Here is a 26,064-nt window from a genome sequence, read left to right as displayed (position 1 = left end):
AGGTTCTCACCAGGGCGGGAACCGTACGGGACCGGACGGCTCGGGGCCCCCGCTCAGGGGGTGCGCGGGATGACCGGTATGGCCGGCTGGGAGGTTTCGGCGGAGGCGGAGGGCGGCGGCGCGCTGCCCTGCTCCAGACCGGTCGACGCGGGCGGTGGAACCTGGTCCCGGCTGCTGGAGGAGGCGCCCCGGTAGACGGCGGCGAAGGCCAGCGCGACCATGCCGATCCCCATGACGAGGGCGAGCATCCAGGCGACCGGGCGGTGCCAGCGGACCTGTTTGCCGTAGGGGCCGGAGGTGCCGTAGCGGCCCTCGAGGACATCGGTGTCGTCCAGGTCGTCGAGCTCTGGATCATGGCCGAATCCGGAGGGTCGGTATCCCTCGTCGTACCGCTCGCCCCGTCCATGGGCCCGGCGGGCCTCCGCCTCGGAGGCCTCGGCTCTGGCCTGGGCTGCGGCCAGGAGGCGTTCGACGGCGGTCGGCTCGTGCACCACGGCCGCCCGCACGAAGGCCTCGTCGAAGACCACGGAGGCGAACTCTTCGTCCGACACCCCGCGGTCGTGGTCGTCGTCGGGCTCCCAGCCGTCAGGGAACGGCGTGCCCCCCACGTCCTCCGGCACGAATCCAGAGTAGACCTGGGGGGTCAATTTGGGCAGACGGTATGGAAATTCATCCGCCCTGTGAGACACCTCTCGCGGACAGGGGCGCATGCGAGGCGCACGTGCCGAGTGCATATGCGCCCCGCCGCGGGCCCCGGTCTCAGCGGCGGATGTGGCCGTCCCCGGTGACGATGTACTTGGTGCTCGTCAGCTCCGGCAGGCCCATCGGGCCGCGCGCGTGCAGCTTCTGGGTGGAGATGCCGATCTCCGCGCCGAAGCCGAACTGCCCGCCGTCGGTGAAGCGGGTGGAGGCGTTCACGGCGACGGTGGTGGAGTCGACCAGCTGGGTGAAGCGGCGGGCGGCCTGCTGGGAGGTGGTGACGATCGCCTCGGTGTGACCGGACGACCACAGCCGGATGTGCTCGACGGCCTTGTCGAGGGAGTCGACGACGGCGGCGGCGATGTCGTAGGAGAGGTACTCGGTGTCCCAGTCGTCCGGGGTGGCCTCGACGACGGTCGCCTTGGTGTCCTCGGCGTACTCCAGCACCCGCGGGTCGGCGTGCACGGTGACGCCGGCCTCCGCGAGGGCGTCCAGGGCGCGCGGCAGGAACTCGGGGGCGATGTCCCGGTGGACCAGGAGGGTCTCGGCGGCGTTGCAGACGCTGGGCCGCTGGGCCTTGGAGTTGATCAGGATGTCGACGGCCATGTCGAGGTCGGCCTGCGCGTCGACGTAGACGTGGCAGTTGCCGGTGCCGGTCTCGATGACGGGGACGGTGGACTCGTTCACCACGGTCTGGATCAGCGAGGCGCCGCCGCGCGGGATCAGGACGTCGACCAGGCCGCGGGCCCGCATCAGCTCGCGCACGCTCTCGCGGCTCTCGCCGGGCACCAGCTGGACGGCGTCGGCGGGCAGCCCCGCCCCGCCCACGGCATCGCGCAGCACACGGACCAGGGCGGTGTTCGACTCGTACGCGGAGGCGGAGCCGCGCAGCAGGACCGCGTTGCCGGACTTCAGGCACAGGGCCGCGGCGTCCACGGTGACGTTCGGGCGGGCCTCGTAGATGATGCCGACCACGCCGAGCGGGACGCGGACCTGGCGCAGGTCGATGCCGTTGGGCAGGGTCGAGCCGCGGACGACCTCGCCGACCGGGTCGGGCAGGGCGACGACGTCCCGCACGTCGGAGGCGATGGCGCGCACCCGCTCCGGGGTGAGCGTGAGGCGGTCGACGATGGCCTCGCTGGTGCCGGCCTCGCGGGCCTTGGCGACGTCCTTGGCGTTGGCCTCGACGATCTCGCTCGTACGGACCTCCAGCGCGTCCGCGATGGCGGCGAGCGCGTCGTCCTTGACCGCGCGCGGCAGCGGGGCGAGGTCGGCGGCGGCGGCCTTGGCGCGGTACGCGGCCTGGGCGACCGGGGACATGGAGTCGTACGGCGAGAGCGTGGTCATGAGGGAAGCGTAGTGCGCCGGACAGGGCCGTCCACCGCTCGTCCCACACCCCGAGACGGTCTCAAAAGGGGTGAACTCCGACAGGGGTCGCCGGTGGCGGCCCGTACCCCTCCGCGAGGCGCTGGTGGTAGGTCTCGCGGTCGATGACCTCCAGGCCGACGATCTCCCAGGGCGGCAGCTTGGCGGTCTGGCGGTGCTCGCCCCACAGCCGCAGGGCGACGGCGGCCGCGTCGTGCAGGTCGCGGGCCTCCTCCCAGTAGCGGATCTCCGCGTGGTCGGTGGCGTACCTGCTGGTCAGCAGAAAGGGGTGGTCGTGGGCGAGCTGTTCGAGGGCGCGCCGGACCTCGTGCAGCGAGGCGGCCTTGCCGGAGACGCTGAGGGTGATGTGCCACAGCCGGGGCAGGTCGGCGGGCTCCTCGTAGGACTCGCCGGCCGTGACACTGGTCAGACCACCGCGGGACGCCGCCGCCCCAGGGCGTACTCGTCTCACGACGGCCTCCTTTGCGCGGCATCGAGCGGTGCTCGTGCGGAACTTGTCCCTGAGACAAAGTTGAGCAGGCCGCAAGGGCTCGTGGGGCGGTTTTGCGGAACGTCCACCTCAGGGCGGGCCGTTTTGCAGGTCGTTCACCCTGTTTTCGGCCGCGGAACGCCCTGGCCGGGCATCCGGTGGGCGCGTCAGGGACGAAGGATCACCAGGTCGTCGCGGTGGACGACCTCGCGTTCGTAGGCCGGGCCCAGTTCGCGCGCCAGCTCTCGCGTCGAACGCCCGATCAGCTGGGGAATCTCCTTGGCGTCGAAGTTGACGAGCCCGCGGGCCACCGCGCGCCCCTCGCCGTCACGCAGCTCGACCGGGTCGCCGGCGACGAAGTCGCCCTCCACGCCGGCGATGCCGGCCGGCAGCAGCGACTTGCGCCGCTCGACGACCGCCCGTACCGCCCCCTCGTCCAGGGTCAGGTGACCCTGCGGGGTGGAGGCGTGCTGCAGCCACAGCAGGCGGTCGGCGTAGCGCTTGCCGGTGACGTGGAAGTAGGTGCCGGTGTCCCCGCCGGACAGCGCCTCCGCCGCGTGCACGGCGCTGGTGAGGACCACGGGGATGCCGGCCGCGGCGGCGATGCCGGCCGCCTCGATCTTGGTGACCATGCCGCCCGTGCCGACGCCGGCCTTGCCCGCGCTGCCGATCTCGACGTGCGCGAGGTCCTGCGGGGTGCGCACCTCGGCTATCCGCGAGGTGCCGGGGCGGCCGGGGTCGCCGTCGTAGACACCGTCGACGTCGGACAGGAGCACCAGCAGGTCGGCATGGACCAGATGCGCCACGAGCGCCGCGAGGCGGTCGTTGTCGCCGAAGCGGATCTCGTCGGTGGCGACGGTGTCGTTCTCGTTCACGATCGGGAACGCGCCCATGGCGAGCAGCTTGTCGAGGGTGCGGGAGGCGTTGCGGTGGTGGGCGCGGCGGCTCATGTCGTCGCTGGTCAGCAGCACCTGGCCGACGCGGACGCCGTAGCGGGCGAAGGAGGCGGTGTAGCGGGCGACGAGCAGGCCCTGGCCGACGCTGGCGGCGGCCTGCTGGCGGGCCAGGTCCCTGGGGCGGCGGCGCAGGCCCAAGGGGGCGAGTCCGGCGGCGATGGCGCCGGAGGAGACCAGGACGATCTCCCTCTCTCCCCCGCTGCGGCTCTTGGCGAGGACGTCGACGAGCGCGTCGACCCGGTCGGCGTCCAGACCGCCCGAGGCGGTGGTCAGCGACGAGGAACCCACCTTGACGACGATCCTGCGGGCTTCCGCCACGCCCTGCCTTGCCCCTGCCACCTGCTTGTCCGTCCCCTCGCGCGCTCGGGTTGCCCCGCCAGGCAATCTACGCGAAGGGGCACGGGCGGCGCGCATCGGTCCACTCACCGGACACGCGCCACGTAACCGGTTGCTCACGCGGTGCGTACGGCAAAAAGGTTGCACTGGTTGCCTATAGAAATAAAAGTCCCGGCAAACTTAATTTGAATGTCGTGTCACCCAGAGATCACCAGGCCCGTCCTGCACAGCGCATCCTCCTCCGGTCGGGGAAGAGTCCCTATGACGTCTTCTCGGTGGAGGAGGCTCTGCACCAGGACGTCATCGCCACCAACTCCGGCAACCTGATCTTCAGCGACGCCGCTCACAAGATCCTCGAGACCCCCGGCACGGAGGTGGTCTCGAACGGCATCCGGACGGATGTGTCGGCGGCGGAGCGGATCAACGAGGAGTACGACGTCTTCGTCGTGCCGCTGGCCAACGCCTTCCGGCCGTCCTTCGAGGGGCAGCTGAAGCGGCTGACGCGGCTGATCCGCCGGCTGCGCATCCCGGTGGTGGTGCTGGGCGTCGGCGCGCAGGCCGGGCTGAGCTACAACGCGGAGCGGCTGAAGCCCATGGAGGAGTCGGTGCGCGACTTCGTCTCCGCGGTGCTGGAGCGCAGCGCGTCCATCGGGGTGCGCGGCGAGTTCACCGAGAAGTACCTGCGGGACCTGGGCTTCCACGACGTCGAGGTCATCGGCTGCCCGTCGCTGTTCCTGTACGGCGATCGGCTGCCCGTGGACAAGCGGGTGCCGGAGCTGACCGCCGGGTCGCGGATCGCGGTCAACGGTTCGCACAGCGCGGTGCAGAAGCAGGGGCTGGGCAAGGTCATCGACCGGGCCCACGCCCGCTATCCGCACCTGACCTTCATCGGCCAGAACCTCAGCGACGCACGGCAGTTGCACTGGCGGGACCTGTCGCACCCGAACGCATCGGTGACCGCGATCCCGACCCACCCGGACCACCCGATGTACCGGGAGGACAAGGTCCGCGTCTACGTCGACCCGGTGACCTGGATCGACGACCTGCGCGGCTACGACTTCTCGTTCGGCTCCCGCATCCACGGCAACATCGCCGCGCTGCTGGCCGGCACGCCCGCGACGGTGCTGTGCGGCGACTCTCGGACGCTGGAGCTGTGCCGCTACTTCGAGATCCCGCACCGCAGGATCGACAAGCTGCCCGAGGACCTGGACCCGGCGCGGCTGTACGAGGAGGCCGACCTCACCGGTCTGACCGGCGGCCACGCGGAGCGGTTCGAGCGCTTCGCGGCGTTCCTGGGCCGCAACGGCCTGGAGAACACGTTCACCCACGGCGACGGCGGCGCGGCCTTCGAGGCCCGCATGGGGAAGCTGTCCTTCCCGGCGGGCATCCGCCCCTGGAACGACGCCGACCTGGCCTCGCTCACCTCCCGGTTCGGCTGGATGCAGACCCGGCTCGCCGAACTGTCCCTGGACAACGACCGGTTGAGGCGCGAGCTGGAGCGCACCGCGACGGCACCGGCCCCGACGTCCGTCTACCGCAAGGCCCGCCGCGTGGTGGCCCGCCCGATCAGACGAGCGCTGCAGACGGGCCGCCAGTAGCGGTGTCAGGCCGCCGCGGGCGCCTTCAGCACCCGGCGGGCCTTGCGCACCGCGCGGCGCAGGACCGAGGAGGGCGTGTGCTCGCGGTAGCCGGGGAAGGCCCTGGCCTCGCGCGGGGTGGCCAGGTAGACCGAGTCGGGTATGCCCGCCGAGGCGTCACGGAAGTACGGGTAGGCGAGGTAGACGTGGTGGCCCCGCTTCTCCAGCAGGGCCGCCGCCTGCTTCTTCGCCTTCACGAACTCCACGACGGGCAGCAGGAGTTCGGGCTTCTCCTCGGCCACCAGGTGCAGCCGCAGGCGCTCGTCGACCTTCAGCCGGCGCGCCACGCCCTCGGTCCAGAACTGCTCCATCAGCGGCTTGGCCAGCTCGAACTTGTGCCGCCGTACCTTCTCGCTGTCCTTGAGGTACTTGGGGCCGAACTGCGGCAGGAGGGTGACCACGAAGGGCCGGTGCATGAGGGAGTCGCGTCGCTCCCCGGGCGGCACCATGTCGGCTATCAGGTTCATCAGGGCGCGCGCGGAGTCGAAGCGCAGGGTGTAGCCGCCGCTCTTGGTCACGTGCTTGCCGTCGTCGCGGCCGACCAGGTAGTAGCAGGTGTGGTCGGCGATCACGGAGACGCCGTCGGCCCGCAGATAGGCCTCCATCGTGAACAGCGCGTCCTCGCCGGTCCACAGGGACTCGTCGAAGCGCATGCCGTGCCGCTCCAGGAGTTCCCGCCGGAACAGCTTCTGCGCGCTCAGCGTGAACTTGATGTTGGAGGAGAAGACGTCCGTACGTTCGAGGGTCTTGCCCCACATGGACTGCGGCGGCTTGCGGTTGATGCCCTCGACCCTGCCGAGGACGACGTCCGTGCCGTTGCGGTCGGCCATGTCGACCATGCGTTCCAGGGCCTCGGGGCCGAGCCGGTCGTCGGCGTCGAGGAAGAACACGTAGCGCCCGGCGGCCTTGCTCAGGCCGACGTTGCGGGGGCCGCTGGGGCCGCCGGAGTTGGCCTGCCGGATCACCGTGACGGGCATGGAGACGCGGTCGGCGAACTCCTCCAGGCACTCCCCCGTGCCGTCGGTGGAGCCGTCGTCCACCGCGATGACCTCGATGCGCCCCGGGTCGATGGTCTGTGCCTCGACGGACGCGAGGCATTCGACCAGGTAAGGCATCGCTTCGTACGCTCCGATGACGACAGTCACATCAGGCTGCGTCACGGTCACATTTCCCCCTCGTCACGGGATCTTTCCCCCGTATCGTCTTATTGGCTACCTGCTAGACGGACGACCAGGGGCGTGGGTTGCCCGTACGTACGTAAAAAGGGCCCGGTTTTCGAGGATCACTCCTCGGAAACCGGGCCCTTCTCACCGTTTTCACATACTGGGCCTCACGCGGTGGTGGGCGGCTGCGCCGACAGCGCGTCCGACAGTTCGTCGGCGCCGGGGGTGCCGGCCGCGGCGGCGCGGGACTCCTGGCCGAGGTTGCGGGTCTCGGCCTTGAGCGCCAGGTCGGCGACCGCGGTGTTGAACTGCTCGATGGAGGTCGGCTCGTCCGGGCCGAGCAGGTACTCCTTGAGCTCCTTGCGGTCCTCCGCCAGCGGGTCGGCGGCGGGGTCGCGGACCGCGGCCAGCAGCTCGCCCAGCTCGGCGGCGGAGTTGGACAGGATCGTGGCCGCGCGCACCGCGGTGTTCTGCCGCTTGAACTCCTCCACGCCCAGCTCGGCGGAGTCCGTCACCGCGTACGGCTTGCCGCTGGCGATGAAGTCGGAGACCACGCTGGAGATGTCGGAGACCATCGCGTCGGAGACGTTGAAGCAGTCGTACAGGCGCGGCTCGGCGCCCGTGACCACGCGGTGCTCGAAGCTGCCGCAGGAGCGCCAGTAGGCGTCGTTCCACTCGGCGCGCAGCCGGGCGACCTCCTCGTGCTTCTTGAGGTCGACCACGCCGTCACGGGTGGCCTCGGCCTCGTCGCCGCGGTCGCCCGCGGTGCCGGAGAGCTCGGCCAGGCGCGCCTCGACACGGGCCAGTTCGGCCTTGGCCTGTGCCTGGGCGGCGGTGTCGGCGGTGAAGCGGGGGTCGGCGGCGCGCTCGGCGGCGGCCTTCTCGACCAGCGCGGTGATGCGCTGGTGCGCGGCGCCGGCCTCCTTGCTGACGGTGCCGGTGAACGGGTGCGGCTTGTACAGCACACGGACCGGCGGGTCGGCCTTGATGAGCTTCTTCACGATGTTCTCGCCGGCCAGCACGAGCGAGGTGTTGCCCGGGTTGCCGTCCCATCCCTCCCAGGTGGGCGCGTACAACACGGTGGGGACACGGCCGTCGGGGACGCCCTGCCGGCCCTGGATCGGCGCCAGCTGCGGACGGCCGACCTCCACGATGTCGTCGTCGCGGACGCCGACATCCGCTATGGCATAACGGTCGCGGCCCGCGCGGCCGGCGGTCCACACCTCGTCGTACACCTTGCTGAAGGGGTTGACGCTGGCGAGCTTGTCGCTGTCGCCGTGGCCGATGAAGACGTGCTTCATGGTGGGCACGCGCAGCAGGTGGATGTTCTTGCCGACGTTGGCCGCGTACAGCGCGACGCGCACGGTGGTCAGGTCCATGTTCATCAGATGGACACCGCCGGGCACGCAGATGACCGGGGCGGTGGTGGGCGCCAGGTTGGCCAGGATGACCCGCTCGCGCAGGATGACCAGCGGCCGGGAGTCGAGCTGCTCCATCGTCTCCAGCCACATGTTGACCTGGTAGGCGGAGTCCTTGGAGCCGGAGAAGTACAGCACCGTCTCGGGCTTGTACTCGCGCAGCCAGTCGTCGACGGCCGCCAGAACCTTCTCGGCGTTCGGCGGGATCTTGCTGCCGCGGACGTACGGCATCAGGGCGAGGACGTACAGGCAGCCCAGGAAGATGGTGACGCCGATGCCGATGAAGCCGGGCACCGACGACTTCGTCTCCGCGGCGACCAGGATGCCGACGACGGCCGCGAGGTCGAGGTGGAGCATCTTCTCGGCCGAGCGGTTCAGCAGGAAGCGCGGCGGGGCGTCCGGGATGCGGATGCGGGACTTCAGGTCGACGTTGCGGGTGGCGACCGGCATCCGGCGGCGGTTGCGGATCAGGGTGACCAGGGCGCCGTGCGGGGCCTGGAGGCCGTAGAAGGCGATGAAGCAGGCGACCGCGCCGTAGTAGATCAGGTTGTCCGCGAGGGACAGCCGGGCCAGCAGCAGGATCAGCAGCAGCTCTCGGATCAGGAAGCGGATCGAGAGGCCGGCGCGGACCTTGCTGAGCCGGTTGACCAGGTAGCTGCCCTTGCGGTGCAGATAGTGGTCGGCCACGTACGTCACGGCGGCGGCCGCGGCGAAGGCGGGCACGCTCGGGACGAGCGCGGCCAGCATCAGCGCCGGGAAGCCCAGCATCATGAGCGCCGCCGCGGCCAGCTCGGCCGCGCTGCCCACCCGGGCGACGCGAATAGCGGTGGATATCACGGAGAACCTGCTCTGGGAGGGAGTGCCGGTTTTGAATGTATTCAGGCCTCTGCGAAGACCCGGACGATGCACTGCTCAATGCACTGCATTAACCCCGGAAAGCAGAGGCCTGAATAACGGAAGATTAATTCCCGTCGATTATTACACGCCGTCCTGGCGGTCCAGCACCGAGGCCAGGGCCTGCTCGAAGCCGGAGGCCTTCGCCGCGCCCGCCGTCGGGTCCTGCTGGCGGACGTCGATGACGTGCCCGGTCAGCTCGGACAGCAGCACGTCGAGCGAGGTGCGGGCGACCGCCTCGGAGGAGAGCAGGGTGCCCGCGGGCTCCTGGCCGAAGGCCTTGGTGCGCATCGGCGTCGCGGTGCGCTCCGGGTTGATGCAGTTGACGCGGATGCCGTCGCCGGCCCACTCGTCGGACAGGGCCTGGGTGAGGTTCACCATGGCGGCCTTGGTCGAGGAGTAGAGGCTGTACTCGGCGCGGCCGCGGGTGTAGCTGCTGGAGGTGTACAGCAGCAGCTGGCCCTTGGTCTCCGCCAGGTACTTGTACGCCGAACGTGCGATCTGCACCGGGGCGAGGTAGTTGACCTTCAGCGCTTCCTCGATGGTCGCGTTGTCGGTCTCGGCCAGCTTGCCGATGCGCAGCACGCCCGCGGTGTTGACGACGTAGTCGATCCGGCCGGTCTCCCCGTACGCCTTGGACAGCGCGTCGTCGACCTCCTCCGGGTTCTCGACGTGGGTGCCGGTGGTGGAGCGGCCGAGGGCGTACACCTTGGAGCCGTAGGACTCGGCGAGCTCGGCGATGTCCTTGCCGATGCCGTACGAGCCGCCGAAGATCACGATCGTCTTGCCGGTGAGCAGCTCGCGGTAGGCGTCCTCGCTCACCTGCTCGGGCGCGGCGGTCGAGGCCAGCTGGAACAGCTTGTCGGCGATGAAGACGTCGACGGGCTGGGTGACCTTCATGTTGTACTCGTCGCCCGCGACGACGTTGATCGGCACGTCGGGCAGGTACTTGAGCACGACGGAGCAGTCGTCGGTGGCCTGGAAGTTCGGGTCGCCGGCCGCGACCTCGTAGGCCCGCTTGATCGTGGACAGCTTGAAGGCCTGCGGGGTCTGGCCGCGGCGCAGCCGGGAGCGGTCCGGGATCTCGGTGATGAACTCGCCGTCCTGGCCGTGCGTGCGGGTCACGATGATGGTGTCCGCGGACGGGATGGCGACGTCGACGGCCTGGTAGCGCTCCAGCGCGACCACGCAGTCGTCGATCACGCGCCGGGAGAGCAGCGGGCGGACGGCGTCGTGGAAGAGGACGTTGAGGTCCTCGCCCTCGGCCAGGCCCTCACCGAGGGCCTCGATGGCGCGCTCGGTGGTCTCGTTGCGGGTCGAGCCGCCCTCGATGATCTTCTTGACCTTGGTGAACCCGGCCTTGGCGACGATCTTCTCGACGTCGGGCACGTAGCCCGGCGCCATCAGCACGATGATGTCGTCGATCGAGTCCGCCTGTTCGAAGGTGGTCAGGGTGTGCTCGATGACTGCCTTGCCGGCGATCTTCAGCAGCTGCTTGGGGATGGAGAGACCCACGCGCTGGCCGGTGCCACCGGCCAGGATCACTGCGGTGGTACGGGGCTTGGCTATGTGCTGGGACACAGAGGACCTACCTTGGGGCGACAGGGAACCTGGAAATGGTCCCACTTGCGGTAACCGCTGTGCAAGGTGAGCGCCGTTCACTGCATATGTGCGCGCCACCTGACATTCACCTTGCACTACTGGTGACACCGGGACACTCGCCGGGAGCGTCCGTGGAATTGCTGTGAGTAACCGCACAGGGGATCAGTGCCGTCGCGGCTTCTCGCTCAGTGCCCTCGCAGCTTCTTCAGGCAGCGGTGTCCGAGCACCTTCACGAGTTCCTTGGAGGACGTCTGGTGAACCGTGCGCGCCTTGGCGGGATTCGCGTGCCGCACGGGTGCCTCCGCGGCCGCGGCGAGGGCTCCGTAGAGCGCCTGGGCGGCCACCTCGGGAGCGATCCGCGCCTCGCCCGAGGCCGGCGGCGGTGACGTCGGTACGGCGGAGAGCAGCGCAGGATTCCCGAGGACGCGTACGCCCGTACGGGCGATGCGCTCCGCCATCTCGGCGGCTCTGGCCGCCGCGGCCTCGACGGCCCAGACGGGGGTGTAGATCTTCACGTCCCGGGGGCTCGGACTGCACGCATTCTTCATATGCATCACCGCGCCGTTGCGCACAAGCTTGGAATACAGCTCGTCCGGCAGCCCATTGCCGCGGAATTCCTTGTTAAGATTCCGCAGCATTTCGGTCTCGGCGAGGGTAAGGGAACGATTCGCCGTGTCCGGAACCGGTTGCAGCAGGTTCTCGGGCAGCCCGAGCAGCGCCTCGAAGGTGCGCATCAGGCCGCCCCGGTCCCGGTCGTCGACCACGACGACGGTGACCCGCTCCGGGCCCACCACCGCGGCCCAGCGCTCGACCAGCCGGTCGTGCCCGTGGCGGCGCCAGAAGCTGGGGGTGGGCTGCTCGTACGGCGCCTTCCGCAGCATGTGCCGGAGCCAGTCCTCGTAGCCCATGCGCAGGCCGTTCTGCACGTACTGCTGCCACTGCGAGGGCATGATCTTGGCCAGCGGGCGCAGGGTGACCAGGATGTGCGCCCGGTCGCCGCCGAGTTGCCCCACGATCCGCGCGACGGTCGCCTCGTCCTCGGCGTCGGCGAAGAACTCGCTGCTGACCACCGAGGTGCGCCTGCCGGCGGCCTCGACCTGTTTCACCAGCTTCGTCCAGTGCCCGTCGGTGGGCACGATGTCGCCCATCATCGCGGGCCGGGCGCAGGCGGCCAGCGCGGCCTCCATGGGGTGCCGGGTGTGCGCGGGGAACTCCACGCCGTGCGCGGGCAGTTGGTCCTTCGCGGCGAACAGGGCGCCCTGGATCGAGGTGGTCCCGGTCTTGTGCGGGCCGATGTGCAGCAGCCGGGTGCCCGCGGGCAGCGGATCGGGCCGCTTCACCGGGGCGTCATCTCTCGTACAGTCCGTCTCCATGGTCAGGGGATGGTAAGAGCCTTACCTGAGACTTACCTGAGAGAGACCTGGGACACGGATGAGCCCCAGGCCCCGTCGCGCACGGACGTCAGGCGAGTTCGACCCCGGGGCTGCCGTTCTCCACCCGCAGACGGGCCAGGGTGCTCGCGGACGCCGTCGGCCGCACCACCGTGTCGACCACCCTGACCTGCGCGTCGATACCGTGCCGGTCGATGTCGAAGAGGTGGTAGCCGCGGTGGGCGTCGATCAGCTTCCAGTGCGGGTTGTCCGGCATCAGCGGGTCCCACTGGGCGTGGAAGGCGGCCTGGTCCTGGTCGCCGTTGCTGGAGATGGACGTGCCGACGAACTCGGCGCCGACGACGTCGGATCCGGGGTCGGAGTAGTCCGTCCTCAGGTCGCTGATCATCGTGAGGTGGCGGTCGCCGCTGAGCACGACCGGGTTGCGGATGTCGGCGAACTCCCCCAGCAGGGCGTTGCGTTCGACCTGGTAGCCGTCCCAGGCGTCGTAGTACCAGAGCTTGCCGTCGCCGATCTGAAGGTCGGTCTCGGCCATCATGATCTGCGAGGCGACGATGTTCCAGCGGGCGGGCGAGCCTTGCAGCCCGTCCAGCAGCCACTGCTTCTGCTCGGCGCCCAGCATGGTCATCGACGGCGACTGGGCGCCCTCCTGCGTGGTCGCCTGGTCGGTGCGGAACTGGCGGGTGTCCAGGACGTTGAGGCGGGCGAGGCGGCCGAACTCCAGGCGGCGGTACATCTGGATGTGCGGGCCGTCGGGGACGGCGCTCGCGCGGACCGGCATGTGCTCGTAGTACGCCTGGAAGGCCGCCGTCAGCCGGGCCACGAAGGCGTCGTGCGGCTGTTTGGCGGGGTCCTGGGGGATCTCCCCGGCCCAGTCGTTGTCGACCTCGTGGTCGTCGAAGGTGACCACCCAGGGGGCGTTCGCGTGCATCGCGGCGAGGTCGGGGTCGGAGCGGTACTGGGCGTACCGGTTGCGGTACTGCTCCAGGGTGTACGGCTCCCCCGTGCCCTCGTGCCGGCGCGGGCCCGCCGACGACGGCGTGGACTCGTAGATGTAGTCGCCGACGAACAGGACGAAGTCGGGGTCCTGGTCGAGCATGTCGGCGTACGGCGTGAAGTAGCCGTGCTGCCAGTTCTGGCAGGAGGCCAGGGCGATGCGCAGCGAGCCGCCCTTGCCGCGGGGGTGGGGGGCGGTGCGGGTGCGGCCGGGCGGCGAGATCTGCCCGCCCACCCGGAAGCGGTACCAGTACGAGCGGTCCGGACGCAGACCGCGTACGTCGACGTGAACACTGTGCCCGTTCTCGGGGCGGGCCTGGGCGACGCCCCGGCGGGCGGTCTTTCTGAACCGCTCGTCCTCGGCGATCTCCCACTGCACCGGGACCACCTCGTCGGGCATGCCTCCGCCGTTCAGCGGGTCCGGGGCGAGGCGGGTCCACAGCACGATGCCGTCGGGCAGCGGGTCGCCGGAGGCGACACCGAGGCTGAACACACCGTCGGGCACGGCGTTTTCCGCGGCTCGGGCGGTGCCCGGGAGCCACAGCTGGGCAGAGGCCGCGGCGCCGAGAACGGCGGCACCGGCGGTCAGAAAACGGCGTCGGTCGGGCGAGATGGCTCCGGTCATCGTCGAACTCCCTTGCCTCGCTGGCCTCTTGGACTCGTGAAGGCTCACGCACCCGGGCGGTCCACCCGCTGAACGTGACCCTTCGCGTGCATGACAAATAGGCAGACAACAGAAGACCCGTTGCGACACGGGAACAACAGAATGAACCCGATCTTGTCGCAACGGGCCTCATGAACGAGCCGCGTGCGGTGATCCCACCAAGTTGGCCGAAAGACCCAGGGCGTCTACAGCGGCCCCGTCACGGCACCGAAGGCGCCGTCCCCTACTCCGCGAACGGATCGAAGTCGCCGTACTCCCGGTCCGCGTCGTCCCGCTCGGCCTGCCGGTCGCGCCGCCGCTGCGCCGCGGGCCTCGGCGCCTCGAAGCGATGGTCCTCGCCCCGGCGCCCCAGCATCTCCGCACCGGCCGTCAGCGTCGGCTCCCAGTCGAACACGACGGCGTTGTCCTCGGGACCGATGGCCACGCCGTCCCCGGAGCGGGCCCCCGCCTTCACCAACTCGTCTTCCACACCGAGGCGGTTGAGCCGGTCCGCGAGGTAGCCCACGGCCTCGTCGTTGTTGAAGTCGGTCTGCCGCACCCAGCGTTCGGGCTTCTCGCCACGCACCCGGAACAGCGGCTCGCCGCCGACGTCCTCGCGCGTCACGGTGAACCCGGCGTCGTCGACGGCCTTCGGCCGGATGACGATCCGCGTCGCTTCTTCCTTCGGCTTGGCGGCGCGCGCCTTCGCCACCATCTCGGCCAGCGCGAACGACAGCTCCCGCAGCCCGAGATGGGCCACCGCCGACACCTCGAAGACCCGGTAGCCCCGCGCCTCGAGGTCCGGCCGCACCATCTCGGCGAGGTCCTTGCCGTCCGGTACGTCGATCTTGTTGAGGACGACGATCCGGGGCCGCTTGTCGAGCCCGCCGTACTGCTTCAGCTCCTCCTCGATGATGTCGAGGTCGGAGACGGGGTCACGGTCGGACTCCAGGGTCGCCGTGTCCAGCACGTGCACCAGCACGCTGCACCGCTCCACGTGCCGCAGGAACTCCAGACCGAGTCCCCTGCCCTGGCTGGCCCCGGGGATCAGCCCCGGCACGTCGGCGATCGTGTACACGGTCGAACCGGCCGTGACGACGCCGAGGTTGGGCACCAGCGTCGTGAACGGGTAGTCGGCGATCTTCGGCTTGGCGGCGCTCAGCACCGAGATCAGCGACGACTTGCCGGCGCTCGGGTACCCCACGAGCGCCACGTCGGCGACGGTCTTCAGCTCCAGGACGATGTCCTGCAGGTCCCCCGGCTCGCCGAGCAGCGCGAATCCGGGCGCCTTGCGCCGCGCCGACGCGAGCGCCGCGTTGCCGAGGCCGCCCCGGCCGCCCTGTGCGGCGACGTACGAGGTGCCGTGCCCGACCAGGTCGGCGAGGACGTTGCCCGCCTTGTCGAGGACGACGGTGCCGTCCGGCACGGGAAGGACCAGGTCCTGGCCGTCCTTGCCGGAGCGGTTGCCGCCCTCGCCGGGCTTGCCGTTGGTGGCCTTGCGGTGCGGGGAGTGGTGGTAGTCGAGAAGCGTGGTCACCGACTGGTCGACGGTGAGGATGACATCTCCACCGCGTCCGCCGTTGCCGCCGTCGGGTCCGCCGAGCGGCTTGAACTTCTCACGGTGGACGGAGGCACAGCCGTGACCTCCGTTACCCGCGGCGACATGCAGTTCGACGCGGTCCACGAAGGTGGTCATGGTTCGGTGCCTCCAGAGACGTAAGTACTACTCGTGTTAACACGCGAAAGGCGGACCCGCCTTCCCGACCGGGAAGTGAGGTCCGCCTCGCGAAAAGCTTCCGATCAGCCGACTCAGGCGACCGGAACGATGTTCACGACCTTGCGGCCACGGAACGTGCCGAACTCCACCGCACCGGGCTGCAGCGCGAACAGCGTGTCGTCGCCGCCACGGCCGACGCCCGAACCGGGGTGGAAGTGGGTGCCGCGCTGGCGGACCAGGATCTCACCCGCGTTGACGACCTGACCGCCGAAGCGCTTCACGCCGAGCCGCTGGGCGTTCGAGTCGCGACCGTTCCGGGTGGACGATGCGCCCTTCTTGTGTGCCATCTCTCCTCAGTCCCTTACTTCGCAGCCGTGGGGATCTCAGTGACCTTGATCGCCGTGTACTGCTGGCGGTGGCCCTGACGACGGCGGTAGCCGGTCTTGTTCTTGTAGCGCAGAATGTCGATCTTCTGGCCCTTGTGGTGGTCCACGACCTCGGCCTGGACCTTGATGCCGGCCAGCACCCACGGGTCGCTGGTCACAGCGTCGCCGTCGACAACGAGCAGGGTCGAGAGCTCGACCGTGTCGCCAACCTTGGCAGTGGAAATCTTGTCAACCTCAACGATGTCGCCGACAGCAACCTTGTGCTGGCGACCACCGCTGCGCACGATGGCGTACACGCGGATCTCACTCTCTCGCTCGGGAACGGCACCCCCGCAGTCCAGCCACCCGGCACGGGCAGCCTCTCCGGAACGGCCGGCGCGGAACGCCCGGCGCTCTGGAGGAAGAGGTTTACGGGGATGTGGCGCGTCCTATATCCCTGGACACACCGAGGGTCAAGGTTACGGGGCCGTGGCCGAGGGGGTCAAACCGGACCGGGTCCCGCGGGTATGCGGCCGATCACACCGACCGGCCGCACCCCGCACCTCGTACTGCTCAGCTCTCGTCGGCGGCGGCGGAGACCGAGGTCTTCTTCGCCGTCGACTTGGCCGCGGCCGTCTTGGTGGTCTTCGCCGCCTTCTTGGCCGTCGTCTTCTTCGCGGCCGTCTTCTTGGCCGCGGTCTTCTTGGTGGCCGCCTTCTTCGCGGTCGCCTTCTTGGCCGTCTTACGGGCCGTCTTCTTGGCCGGAGCGGCCTCCTCGACGTCCCCGTCGGCGGCCGGATCCTCGTCCGTCGCGGCCGACGGGACGACCACGACGGCCGCCTCCTCGGACGCGGTGGGCGCGGTGGCCTTGCGGACCGCACGGCGCCGGGGCCGGGCCGGGGCGGCGCTCTCGGCGACCGTCTCGGAGGGCTCCTCGGCGGGCTCGGCGGCCGTCTCGGCCTCGACCTGCGGCTCGGCCACGGGCGCGGCCTCGGTGACCGTCACCACGGCCGCCTCGGCACCGGCCGGCGAACCGGCGGGCGCCGACACCTTGCGGGTGGCACGACGGCGGGTACGGCCCTTGGGCGCGGCGTCCTCGGCGGGCTCGGCGGCGACCACCGGGTCCTCCGCGGCGATCGGCTCGGCCTGCGCCTCGGCGGCCGTCTCCGGCTGCACGGGACGCTCGGCCTCCACCGCGGCCGGCACGACCTGGGCGGTGGGCACCTCGGCGACCTCGGTGTCGGACTCGGCCTTGGCCGCCTCGGACCCGGCCCGGTCGCCCTCCGGACGCGTCCGCCCCTTCGGCGCGCCGGCCGGAGCCGACGCACGCCGGCCGGACCGGCGCCGGGAACGGCCACCGCGCACGGCGGCCTCCGCCTCGGCGACGCTGCTGTACAGCTCCTCGTCGGGCTCGAAGACCGGCGCGGGAAGCGCGATCGGCTCGGCGGCCTCGGCGGCGACCTCGGCCTCCGTCTCCTCGGCCTCGGCCTCCGGCGACTCGACGGCCACCGCGGCCTCGTGCACGTGCTCGTGCCCGTCGCCGCCACGCCCGCGCTTCTTGCGCTTGCCGCCGCCCCCGCCGGAGCTCGGCTGCTCCATGTGGACGATGACACCGCGGCCGTTGCAGTGGACGCAGGTCTCGGAGAACGACTCCAGCAGGCCCTGGCCGACCCGCTTGCGGGTCATCTGGACCAGGCCCAGCGAGGTCACCTCGGCGACCTGGTGCTTGGTCCGGTCCCGGCCCAGGCACTCCAGGAGGCGCCGCAGCACCAGGTCCCGGTTGGACTCCAGCACCATGTCGATGAAGTCGATCACGATGATGCCGCCGAGGTCGCGCAGCCGCAGCTGACGCACGATCTCCTCGGCCGCCTCCAGGTTGTTCCTGGTGACCGTCTCCTCCAGGTTGCCGCCCTGGCCGGTGAACTTGCCGGTGTTGACGTCGACGACGACCATCGCCTCGGTCCGGTCGATCACCAGCGAACCGCCGCTGGGCAGCCAGACCTTGCGGTCCAGGGCCTTGGCGAGCTGCTCGTCGATCCGGTAGGTGGCGAAGACGTCGACCTCGGAGGTCCACCTCTGCAGCCGCTCGGCGAGGTCGGGCGCGACGTGCGAGACGTAGCCGTAGACGGTCTCCCACGCCTCGTCACCGCTGACGATGACCTTGGAGAAGTCCTCGTTGAAGATGTCGCGGACGACGCGGACGGTCATGTCCGGCTCGCCGTACAGCAGCGTCGGCGCGTTGCCGTTCTTCGACTTCTTCTGGATCTCCTCCCACTGCCCCTGCAGCCGCTCGACGTCCCGGCGCAGCTCGTCCTCGCTCGCGCCCTCGGCGGCGGTGCGCACGATGACACCGGCGTCCTCGGGGACGATCTTCTTGAGGATGGTCTTCAGCCGGGCCCGCTCGGTGTCGGGCAGCTTGCGGCTGATGCCGGTCATGGAGCCCTCGGGGACGTACACGAGGTAGCGGCCCGGCAGGGAGACCTGGCTGGTCAGACGCGCGCCCTTGTGCCCGATCGGGTCCTTGGTGACCTGCACGAGGACCGACTGGCCGGACTTCAGGGCGGACTCGATGCGGCGCGGGCCGTTGGCCATGCCCAGCGCCTCGAAGTTGACCTCACCGGCGTACAGGACGGCGTTGCGGCCCTTGCCGATGTCGATGAAGGCGGCCTCCATCGAGGGCAGGACGTTCTGCACCTTGCCCAGGTAGACGTTGCCGACGTACGAGGTCGCCTGCTCCTTGTTGACGTAGTGCTCGACGAGCACGCCGTCCTCCAGGACGCCGATCTGCGTGCGCTCGCCGCTCTGGCGGACGACCATCACGCGCTCGACGGCCTCGCGGCGGGCCAGGAACTCGGCCTCGGTGATGATCGGGACGCGCCGGCGACCCTGCTCGCGGCCTTCGCGGCGGCGCTGCTTCTTGGCCTCCAGACGCGTGGAGCCCTTGATGGACTGCACCTCGTCGGACGGCTCGGACTTCGGGCGGGGCTCGCGGACCTTGACGACGGTGCGCTCGGGGTCGCCCTCGCCGGGCTCGGTGTCGACGGAGGTGTCTCCGGCGCGACGGCGGCGACGACGGCGACGGCGGCTGCTGGAGCTGGAGCCGCCGGGCTCGTCGTGAGCGTCCTCGGCGTCCTCTTCCTCCTGCTCGGCGGTGTCCTCGGCGTCCTGGTCGGCCTGCTCGGCGGCGACGTCGTCGGAGTCCTCGTCCTCGCCGGAGGCGTCCGCGGACTCACCACGGCGGCGGCGACGGCCACCGCGGCGACGGCGACGGCGCGAGCCGGTCTCCTCGGACTCGTCGCCCTCGTGGGCGTCCTCGGCCGACTCCTCGGCCTCCTCCGGCTCGTCCTCGTCCGTGGGCTCGACGCGCTCCACGGTCTCGGCGGCGGCCGGCGCCTCGGCCTCCTCGCCGAACGCACCGCCCCGGCGGCGGCGACGGCGCCGGGCCCCGGTCTGCTCCTCCTGGAACTCCTCGGGCTCGGCGGTCTCGGTGGCGGACCCGGCCTCGGCGGCCGCCTCCGCGGCGGCCCGCTCGGGCGTCTGGAACTTCGGCTCGGTGAACACCGGCGCCTGGAAGACGGCGACGGCGGGCCGCGCCGGACGCAGCCGGCTGTCCTCCTCGGCGGACGCCTCGCCGGTCGTCCTGGCGGGCTCGGAGAACCCGGTGGCGGCCTTGCGGGCGACCCGGCGGCGGCGACGCGGGGAGGCGTCCTCCTCGGCCGGGGCGGCGGCGGGCTCCTGCGCGGCCTCGGGGGCCGGGGCGCTGACCGCTGCCTCCGTCTCCTCCTCCGGCGTCCCCGCGGGCGCGGTCACGCGACGCGTGGCACGCCGACGGGCGCGGCGCGGAGCCGCTTCCTCGTCACCGGCCACGGTGGGCTCGGCGGTCTCGGGGGCACCGGCCGTGTCGGCCTCCGTGCCCTGCTCGACCTGCTCGCTCCCGGCCTCGGCCGGCTGAGCGGCCTCGGGGGCTCCGGCGGGCGCGGTCGCGCGGCGGCCGGTACGGCGGCGGGTGCGGGCGGCGGGCGCGGCCTCCTCGGCAGGCGCCTCGGCCACGGCCGCGGGCTCCTCGGCGCTCTCGCTCTCGGCGGCAGCGGCGGGTACGACGGTCTCGGCGGCCTCCGCGGACGCAGCGGCGGCGGTCGGCGAGGTGACCCGGCGGGTGGCGCGACGACGGGTGCGCGGCGGAGCGGCGTCCTCACCGGACACGACCGCCTGCTCGGTCTCGGCGCTCACGGCAGCCTCGGAGACCTCGGCGGCCGCTGCGGGCACGACGGTCTCGGCCGCCTCGGCGGATGCCGGAGAGGCGGTCGGCGCGGACACGCGGCGCGTCGCACGGCGACGGGTGCGGGCGGCGGGCGCGGGCTCCTCGACGGGCGCCGGTGCGGCGGCCGCCGTCTCCTCGGCACCCTCGGCCTCAGCGGCCTCCTCGAGCTCCTGCGGCTCTGCGGCCTCTACGGCCTTCTCCTCGTCCTCGGCCGGTATGGCCGGCACGGTGACTTCCTCCGGCGTCCCGGCGGCGGCACCCGCAGGCGGGCCCGCCGGGCGGGAAGCGGCACGGCGCCGACGACGCGGCGGCAGGGTGTCGCTGGGAGTGTTCAGTTCTTCGGAACCCTCGGTGGGTTCGGTCGGTTCGAGCATGCGGGCTTGTCTCCCGTCAGGCTCCCGGGCTCCGCGCCTGGTCCGGCGTCGATGACTCGACCGCCGTTGACGTCCGCGGCTCGCGCGATGCGCGGTGCCGCCGTCCGGGGCGCGGGCGCCGCACGGGAGCTCTCCGTGTCTTGTCTCGCCGGTTCCGTACACCCTGTTGGGTACGGCCTGGCGAAAGTCTTCTGTGTCGGTGCGCTGCCCGACCCAGGTGGCTCCCGAGTACGAGGGCGGCGCTACGACGTCCGTCCTTCGCGAGACCTTCCTTACGCCGGCGCCGTCGCGGCGGCAGCGGCCGTGTGGGCCTCAGCTGCCTCGCGGTCGGGCGCGAGCGGGTCGGTCACCGTGCCGGTCTCTTCATCGAACAGCCCCTGCGCCAGCCTGGTCACCGCTGCGGGGACCGGCGGCGCCAGGTCGGCCACGGCGCGGAGACCGGACAGGACGTCGTCGGGTCGTACGGCAGGCGTCACGTGCCGAACAACCAGCCGCAGTATCGCACAGGGCTGGTCGGTCGGCCTATCAGCCGGTTCACTGTGCGTTTCGAGATCTGCCCGCGCCTCGAGATCCGCGACCGCGGAACGGGCGTCGAAGGTCCGGACGCCGTTCTTCGTCGTCCGCTGGACCTCGACGGTCCCGGCGACCTTGAAGGCGGCGACCGCGCGCTCGGCGTCCTCGGGCGCCACGCCGTCCAGGCGCAGCTCCCACACGGAGGCGGTCAGCCGGTCGGCGAGCCCGGAGGTGCGGGCCTCGACGGCGTCGACGACGTCGAGCCCGGCGGGCAGCGACTCGTCGAGCAGGATCCTGAGTTTCTCCGGGTCCCGCGCCTCGGTGAGGGCGATCTCCAGGTACTCCGCCTCACTGCCCGTGCCGGTGGGTGCGGCATTGGCGTACGACACCTTCGGATGCGGTGTGAACCCCGCCGAGTACGCCATGGGCACCTCGGCGCGGCGCAACGCACGCTCGAAGGCGCGCTGGAAGTCACGGTGGCTGGTGAACCGGAGGCGGCCGCGCTTGGTGTAGCGCAGTCGGATGCGCTGCACCGCGGGTGCGGGCGGCCGGCCTTCGGGCTGTCGCTTGCCCAGTGTCGTTCAGTCCTTCGTGAGAGCGGTCGTACTTCTACCAAGAGTACGTGTCTCGCCGCCCGTGGGTTCCCGCCGGTCGATCCTCTCGGGTCGCGCGGGCTCCCCGAACAGCATCCGGCGGAAGTCCGCCCGTGCCTGCCGTACGGACTCCCGGGCGGAGGCCAGCGCCTCCCTGGTGGCCCGTCCCACACTGCGCGCGACGGCGGCGGCGGGCCGCAGCACGGCGTCCCGGACGGCATGGCCGACGGGGGTGAGCACCGTGCGGTACACCCACCGCACCGGCTCCACGAAGACCAGCCGGAAGAGGGTGGCGAGGGCGCGGCCGACGGCGAGCGAGATCCGTCCGGCCACCCGCCAGGCGTGCCCGAGGGCGTCACCGACCTCGCGGGCGACGACGGCGAGGACGCGTCCGACGGGGACGAGGACCCAGCGCCACAGCGCCGGCGCGGGCAGGACCAGCAGCACCCGGGCGAGCCAGTACAGCGCGACGCCGATGCCGGTGGCGACCGTGCCCACGAGCCACGCCAGCCCCTTGGCGCACGCGGCGATCGCGTGCCCCACCGGGGTGAGGATCCACGCGTACACCCATCCCGCGGGGAGGACGAGGAGGTACCGCGCCAGCCAGGCCAGCCCGGTGTACACCCCGGCCCCCAGGGCCGCGAGCAGCCACCACACGCCACGCGCGACAGGGGTGATCACCCGTGCGTACACCCAGGCCAGGGCATGTCCGACGGGCGTCAGCACCGACCGGTACAGCCACACCAGGGGGATGACGACGAGCACCTTGCCGAGCAGTCCGAGCGCCTTGCCGACGGGCACGACGACGTATCGCCACAGCCCTATGAGCGGCCAGACGAACAACGCCCGCCCCACCCACAGCAGGGCCCTCCCCACCGGCCTGAAGACGGTGTCCGTCAGGAACCTGCCCGCCACCACCAGCGCGTCCCACACCATGCGCACCGGGACGACCAGCACGAGCACGACGATCCGCACCGGCAGGCGGATCGCGACGACGAGACACCCTTCCGGTGTCTGCGGCGCGGGCCGCTGCGGGGGTTTCTCCAGGTCCATACCGACGTAGACGCGCGGGCGGCGCGGATGGATGCGGTCCCGGGGCCGAACGGCCCCCACCGTGGCAGCGACAGGCCCTGGGAACGGGCCTACCGTCATCTGCACCCGCCCGCGCCGGCGGCGCACGCTGACCACATGACCGGCAATCACACATCCCCAGGCACCGGGTCATGGCACCTGAAGGGCTTCATGATCCTCACTCCGTCGCAGATCGAGGTCACGGCCGGAGAAGAGTTCACTTCGTCCGTGAGCGTGTGGCCCGCGGGGCCACGGCACGTCGTCAGGGCGTCCGCGCCCGCCGGCTCGGACCTGCGGGTCTCGGTGGAGGGCCACAAGGTCACGGTCACCGGGCGGCTCGGGCGTACGGGCGAGAAGCACACCGTTCAGGTGTCGATGAGCGACGGGGCGGACGTCGCGCACGACACCCTGACCATCGAGGCCACCGACCTGCACCGGCCGATCCCGCCGTTCCTGCACTCCACCACCGGCTGACCACGGCCGGCCGCCACGACCGAGCCGCGCGTGCCGCACCTGCCGGGAAAGTCCATACTTGTGGCAGGAACGTCGCCATCCTCGTCAGAGGGAGGTGGGTGCGGACATGTGCCGCTGGATCGCCTACTCGGGCACGCCCATCCTGCTCAGCCGCGTCCTGTTCGAGCCGCAGCACAGTCTGATCGACCAGAGTCTGCACTCCCGCCTGGGCGTGGAGACCACCAACGGCGACGGCTTCGGAGTCGGCTGGTACGCCGAGGATCTCGTCACCCCGGCGGTGGTGCGGGACGTGGGCCCGGCCTGGAACAACCGCAATCTGCAGGAGGTCGCCCACCACGTCCGTTCGGGACTGTTCTTCGCCCACATCAGGGCGACGACCGGAACGGCCGTGCAGCAGACCAACTGCCACCCCTTCCGATGGGATCGCTGGCTGTGGATGCACAACGGCGTGATCAACGATTTCCCACGGCTGCGACGTGAACTTGCCCTCGCCGTCGACCCCGCCCTCTACCCCGAGATCGAGGGTTCGACCGACTCCGAGCTGATGTTCTACCTGGCCCTGACGCTCGGTCTCACCGACGACCCGCCGGACGCCGTGGCCCGCATGGCCGGCCTGGTCGAGGAGACGGGACACAAGCACGGCGTGCGGCACCCGCTCCAGATGACCCTCGCCGTGTCCGACGGCGATCGCCTGTGGGCCTTCCGCTACTCCAGCGAGGGCTCCTCGCGGTCCCTGTACTACAGCACCCGGGTCGACTCCCTGCGCGCCCTCCACCCGGACGCCGCGTTCCTGCGCGAGGTCGGGGAGGAAACCCGCCTGGTCGTGTCCGAACCCCTGGGCGACCTCCCCGGGGCCTGGAACGAGGTCCCCGAAAGCAGCTACGGCATCGTCCATCCGGACCAGGACACCCTCCACGCCTTCCAGCCCCGGTCCGACCACCGGTGACACCGCTGCGCGGGGTCCACCACCGTCCGGGTGCGCTTCGAGGCCCTGCCACCAGGGCCTGCGGACCAGCGACGTCCGGGTGCCCCCCGGCGCGAGGAGTACTGTGAGGAGTACGAGGGTGGGGCGTGCGGACCCGACACGTCGTCCTCAGCACACCACCCACCCCAGGGGCAGCCCTTGACCCCGGCCGCACCTCCTTCAGAGCGGCCTCATCGAGGGCAGGAGCCCCGGCCATGACACCCAGCTCCCTCACGTCCGTCACGGCGCCCCCGCCGGACACCGCCTCGCCGCCCCAGGGCTACGACGGCACCTCCCCCTTCCCCGCGGACGCGCCGTCCCCGCCCCGCACCGGCGCCGACCGCGTGTACGTGGCCGTGACCGGGCTGATCGTCGTCCTGCCCTTCGTGGCCCTCGGCCTGGCCGGCCGGCTGCTGTGGGGCAGCCTGATCCACCCCACGGACATCGTGCTCGCCGCCGTCCTCTACACGATCACGGGCCTCGGCGTCACGGTCGGCTTCCACCGCGGTCTCACCCACGGCGGCTACCGGGCCGTCCGCCCCCTACGGATCGCACTGGCCGTGGCCGGTTCGATGAGTTTCCAGGGCGACGTCATCGGCTGGGTCGCCATCCACCGCCGCCACCACGCCTTCACCGACCGCCCCGGCGACCCGCACTCGCCGTACCGCTACGGCACGCACCTGCGCGGCCAGTTGCGCGGGGTGCTGCACGCCCACGTGGGCTGGCTGTTCCGCAACGACGGCACCCCCGTCGAACGGTACGCCCCCGACCTGCTCGCCGACCGCGACATCCGCGCCGTCTCCCGCGCCTTCCCCCTGCTGAGCGTCCTCACGCTCGCCCTGCCCTTCGGGCTGGGATGGGCCATCGGCGGCAGCTGGCTGTACGGCGTGACCGCCCTGCTGTGGGCGGGACTTGTCCGCATCGCCCTGCTCCACCACGTCACCTGGAGCGTCAACTCCCTCTGTCACCTGATCGGTGAGCGCCCCTTCCGCACCCGCCGTCACGACCGGGCCACCAACCTGTGGCCGCTGGCCCTGCTCTCCTTCGGTGAGAGCTGGCACAACCTCCACCACGCCGACCCCACCAGCGCCCGGCACGGAGTCGACCGCGGCCAGATCGACGTGTCCGCCGCCGTCATCCGCCTCTTCGAACGCCTCGGCTGGGTGCACGACGTGCGCTGGCCGACGCCGGACCGGATAGCGGCCCGCCGCGTCTGACGTCGACCGTCCACTCCCGCACGGCAGCCGACAGGAGCCCCTCATGACCGCCGCACTGCAACCCCCGCTCCCCTCACACCCTGTCCTGCGCCTGCGCCTGGCCCCCGACGGCCCGCCCCGGTCCATCGACGGGGCGTGGTGGCCGCGCTCCTACGACCTCCTCACCGAACTTCCGCGCCTGCTGGCCGGGTTGCCCCGGGAGTGGGGTCATGTCACCAACGTCACCGTCAACGGGGCGACATGGGCCGCCGGGCCCGGCCGGATGTTCGTCGCCGACCAGGTCGTACGGCTGCGCAGGAACGTGGCCGCGTCCGCTCCGCACACCGTCGTCCTGCTCGCCCCCGGCCGAGGTCGCTGGGACCTGCTGGTGGTGCCCCCGGACACCACCGAGGAGGCCGCGGAACCGCTCATGGCGGCCGCGGCGGACGCCATCGGGGGAGGCTCGCCATGGGCACCGGATCCGATTCCCCCCGGGTGACCTCGCTCCCACCGGACGCCGCCCTCCCCCAGCCCGTGAAGCCCGGTACGGCCGTCGTACGACTGGAGACCACGACCGACCGGCAGGGCGTTCTCGACGGCGCGTGGTGGCCGCGCTCCCGTGACATCGCGGCCGAGCTGCCCGCCCTGATCACCGCGCTGACCGACCTGCTGGGCCCGGTCACGCGGGTCGGCCTGGACACCGACGCCTGGGACGAACTGCCGAGGCGACTGGTCGTCGGCGACCGCGTCGTCCGTGTCGACTCCTTCCCGGTCGGTGACGACACCGTCCTCATCACCCGGGGCGAGGCGGACCACTTCTCCCTCCTCGTGGTCCCGCCCCACGCGACGCCCGAGGCGGCACGCGCCGCGATGGCCGCGGCGGTGCGCGCCGACAACGTCACCGGGGCCGCGCAGATCCTCATCGACACCGGCACCGGGGCGTGAG

Annotated in this window: 21 protein-coding genes; 6 read left to right on the top strand and 15 right to left on the bottom strand. The window is 71.3% G+C overall.

The features are described 5' to 3' along the window. Window positions 1-53: 53 nt before the first annotated feature. From ACIGDI_RS02155 to proB, 4 genes are all read right to left on the bottom strand, one after another. Window positions 54-647, bottom strand: a complete 594-nt coding sequence (locus ACIGDI_RS02155) for a hypothetical protein (RefSeq protein WP_399889213.1) — start codon at window positions 645-647, stop codon at window positions 54-56. A gap of 112 nt (window positions 648-759) precedes the next feature. After that, entirely contained in the window at window positions 760-2,046 is a 1,287-nt protein-coding gene (locus tag ACIGDI_RS02150; RefSeq protein ID WP_399889210.1) for a glutamate-5-semialdehyde dehydrogenase, read from the bottom strand. Between the two features lie 61 nt (window positions 2,047-2,107). Then, entirely contained in the window at window positions 2,108-2,536 is a 429-nt protein-coding gene (locus ACIGDI_RS02145; protein WP_399889207.1) for a hypothetical protein, read from the bottom strand. 185 nt (window positions 2,537-2,721) lie between these two features. Further along, window positions 2,722-3,828, bottom strand: coding sequence for a glutamate 5-kinase (proB, locus tag ACIGDI_RS02140; protein WP_399889204.1), 1,107 nt, complete (start codon window positions 3,826-3,828; stop codon window positions 2,722-2,724). Window positions 3,829-4,040: 212 nt separating this feature from the next. Between proB and ACIGDI_RS02135 the strand changes: the two genes are divergently transcribed. Then, window positions 4,041-5,444 carry a polysaccharide pyruvyl transferase family protein gene (locus tag ACIGDI_RS02135; protein WP_399889201.1) on the top strand — a complete coding sequence of 468 codons (1,404 nt, stop codon included), beginning with the start codon at window positions 4,041-4,043 and terminating at the stop codon, window positions 5,442-5,444. A 5-nt stretch (window positions 5,445-5,449) separates the two neighbouring features. Here ACIGDI_RS02135 and ACIGDI_RS02130 read toward each other — a convergent pair whose 3' ends face one another. The 11 genes from ACIGDI_RS02130 to ACIGDI_RS02080 all read right to left on the bottom strand — a co-directional run bounded on the left by ACIGDI_RS02130 (window position 5,450) and on the right by ACIGDI_RS02080 (window position 22,466). Beyond that, window positions 5,450-6,598, bottom strand: coding sequence for a glycosyltransferase family 2 protein (locus tag ACIGDI_RS02130; RefSeq protein WP_399889198.1), 1,149 nt, complete (start codon window positions 6,596-6,598; stop codon window positions 5,450-5,452). 215 nt (window positions 6,599-6,813) lie between these two features. Beyond that, window positions 6,814-8,901 (bottom strand): hypothetical protein, encoded by a 2,088-nt coding sequence (locus ACIGDI_RS02125; protein WP_399889195.1) that lies wholly within the window; start codon window positions 8,899-8,901, stop codon window positions 6,814-6,816. 141 nt (window positions 8,902-9,042) lie between these two features. Then, complete coding sequence (locus ACIGDI_RS02120; RefSeq protein ID WP_399889192.1) at window positions 9,043-10,539, bottom strand: D-ribitol-5-phosphate cytidylyltransferase; 1,497 nt, start codon at window positions 10,537-10,539, stop codon at window positions 9,043-9,045. A 206-nt stretch (window positions 10,540-10,745) separates the two neighbouring features. Next, window positions 10,746-11,933, bottom strand: coding sequence for a hypothetical protein (locus ACIGDI_RS02115; protein ID WP_399889189.1), 1,188 nt, complete (start codon window positions 11,931-11,933; stop codon window positions 10,746-10,748). An 88-nt stretch (window positions 11,934-12,021) separates the two neighbouring features. Next, entirely contained in the window at window positions 12,022-13,572 is a 1,551-nt protein-coding gene (locus tag ACIGDI_RS02110) for an alkaline phosphatase D family protein (protein ID WP_399889186.1), read from the bottom strand. 262 nt (window positions 13,573-13,834) lie between these two features. Continuing rightward, the gene (gene obgE, locus ACIGDI_RS02105) at window positions 13,835-15,286 is read right to left on the bottom strand and encodes a GTPase ObgE (RefSeq protein ID WP_399889183.1); all 1,452 of its coding nucleotides are present in this window, start codon (window positions 15,284-15,286) and stop codon (window positions 13,835-13,837) included. Window positions 15,287-15,399: 113 nt separating this feature from the next. After that, on the bottom strand, window positions 15,400-15,654 hold the full coding sequence (rpmA, locus tag ACIGDI_RS02100; RefSeq protein WP_040253648.1) for a 50S ribosomal protein L27: 255 nt from the start codon (window positions 15,652-15,654) through the stop codon (window positions 15,400-15,402). A 14-nt stretch (window positions 15,655-15,668) separates the two neighbouring features. After that, entirely contained in the window at window positions 15,669-15,989 is a 321-nt protein-coding gene (gene rplU, locus ACIGDI_RS02095) for a 50S ribosomal protein L21 (RefSeq protein WP_003990208.1), read from the bottom strand. A gap of 256 nt (window positions 15,990-16,245) precedes the next feature. Continuing rightward, window positions 16,246-20,307 (bottom strand): Rne/Rng family ribonuclease, encoded by a 4,062-nt coding sequence (locus ACIGDI_RS02090; RefSeq protein ID WP_399889180.1) that lies wholly within the window; start codon window positions 20,305-20,307, stop codon window positions 16,246-16,248. A 272-nt stretch (window positions 20,308-20,579) separates the two neighbouring features. After that, complete coding sequence (locus ACIGDI_RS02085) at window positions 20,580-21,353, bottom strand: TIGR03936 family radical SAM-associated protein (protein WP_399889177.1); 774 nt, start codon at window positions 21,351-21,353, stop codon at window positions 20,580-20,582. A 48-nt stretch (window positions 21,354-21,401) separates the two neighbouring features. After that, window positions 21,402-22,466, bottom strand: a complete 1,065-nt coding sequence (locus ACIGDI_RS02080; RefSeq protein ID WP_399890452.1) for a hypothetical protein — start codon at window positions 22,464-22,466, stop codon at window positions 21,402-21,404. 189 nt (window positions 22,467-22,655) lie between these two features. On the opposite strand from ACIGDI_RS02080, the gene ACIGDI_RS02075 reads away from it, so the two are divergent. The 5 genes from ACIGDI_RS02075 (at window position 22,656) to ACIGDI_RS02055 (ending at window position 26,063) form a co-directional block, all read left to right on the top strand. Next, a complete protein-coding gene (locus ACIGDI_RS02075) occupies window positions 22,656-22,958 on the top strand; it encodes a hypothetical protein (RefSeq protein WP_399889174.1) in 303 nt (100 codons plus the stop codon). Between the two features lie 106 nt (window positions 22,959-23,064). Next, window positions 23,065-23,904, top strand: coding sequence for a class II glutamine amidotransferase (locus ACIGDI_RS02070; RefSeq protein ID WP_399889171.1), 840 nt, complete (start codon window positions 23,065-23,067; stop codon window positions 23,902-23,904). A gap of 233 nt (window positions 23,905-24,137) precedes the next feature. After that, window positions 24,138-25,139: an acyl-CoA desaturase gene (locus tag ACIGDI_RS02065; RefSeq protein WP_399889168.1), complete on the top strand. Its 1,002-nt coding sequence runs from the start codon at window positions 24,138-24,140 to the stop codon at window positions 25,137-25,139. Window positions 25,140-25,182: 43 nt separating this feature from the next. Beyond that, complete coding sequence (locus tag ACIGDI_RS02060) at window positions 25,183-25,617, top strand: DUF5994 family protein (RefSeq protein ID WP_399889165.1); 435 nt, start codon at window positions 25,183-25,185, stop codon at window positions 25,615-25,617. After that, a complete protein-coding gene (locus tag ACIGDI_RS02055) occupies window positions 25,587-26,063 on the top strand; it encodes a DUF5994 family protein (protein ID WP_399889162.1) in 477 nt (158 codons plus the stop codon). Before ACIGDI_RS02060 ends, ACIGDI_RS02055 begins: the two co-directional genes overlap by 31 nt. Window position 26,064 lies beyond the last annotated feature (1 nt).

This window comes from Streptomyces sp. NPDC085900 (assembly GCF_044540925.1).
GTDB lineage: Bacteria > Actinomycetota > Actinomycetes > Streptomycetales > Streptomycetaceae > Streptomyces > Streptomyces gilvifuscus.
This window is presented reverse-complemented; position numbering and strand designations above follow the sequence as displayed.

What these genes read in the sequence shown, in the direction of transcription:
- ACIGDI_RS02150 (WP_399889210.1), bottom strand. Translation starts at nt 2,046, where the DNA reads ATGACCACGCTCTCGCCGTACGACTCCATGTCCCCGGTCGCCCAGGCC.
- ACIGDI_RS02130 (WP_399889198.1), bottom strand. Translation starts at nt 6,598, where the DNA reads ATGCCTTACCTGGTCGAATGCCTCGCGTCCGTCGAGGCACAGACCATC.
- ACIGDI_RS02115 (WP_399889189.1), bottom strand. Translation starts at nt 11,933, where the DNA reads ATGGAGACGGACTGTACGAGAGATGACGCCCCGGTGAAGCGGCCCGAT.
- ACIGDI_RS02110 (WP_399889186.1), bottom strand. Translation starts at nt 13,572, where the DNA reads ATGACCGGAGCCATCTCGCCCGACCGACGCCGTTTTCTGACCGCCGGT.
- obgE (WP_399889183.1), bottom strand. Translation starts at nt 15,286, where the DNA reads ATGACCACCTTCGTGGACCGCGTCGAACTGCATGTCGCCGCGGGTAAC.
- rpmA (WP_040253648.1), bottom strand. Translation starts at nt 15,654, where the DNA reads ATGGCACACAAGAAGGGCGCATCGTCCACCCGGAACGGTCGCGACTCG.
- ACIGDI_RS02090 (WP_399889180.1), bottom strand. Translation starts at nt 20,307, where the DNA reads ATGCTCGAACCGACCGAACCCACCGAGGGTTCCGAAGAACTGAACACT.
- ACIGDI_RS02080 (WP_399890452.1), bottom strand. Translation starts at nt 22,466, where the DNA reads ATGGACCTGGAGAAACCCCCGCAGCGGCCCGCGCCGCAGACACCGGAA.
- ACIGDI_RS02075 (WP_399889174.1), top strand. Translation starts at nt 22,656, where the DNA reads ATGATCCTCACTCCGTCGCAGATCGAGGTCACGGCCGGAGAAGAGTTC.
- ACIGDI_RS02070 (WP_399889171.1), top strand. Translation starts at nt 23,065, where the DNA reads ATGTGCCGCTGGATCGCCTACTCGGGCACGCCCATCCTGCTCAGCCGC.
- ACIGDI_RS02065 (WP_399889168.1), top strand. Translation starts at nt 24,138, where the DNA reads ATGACACCCAGCTCCCTCACGTCCGTCACGGCGCCCCCGCCGGACACC.
- ACIGDI_RS02060 (WP_399889165.1), top strand. Translation starts at nt 25,183, where the DNA reads ATGACCGCCGCACTGCAACCCCCGCTCCCCTCACACCCTGTCCTGCGC.
- ACIGDI_RS02055 (WP_399889162.1), top strand. Translation starts at nt 25,587, where the DNA reads ATGGGCACCGGATCCGATTCCCCCCGGGTGACCTCGCTCCCACCGGAC.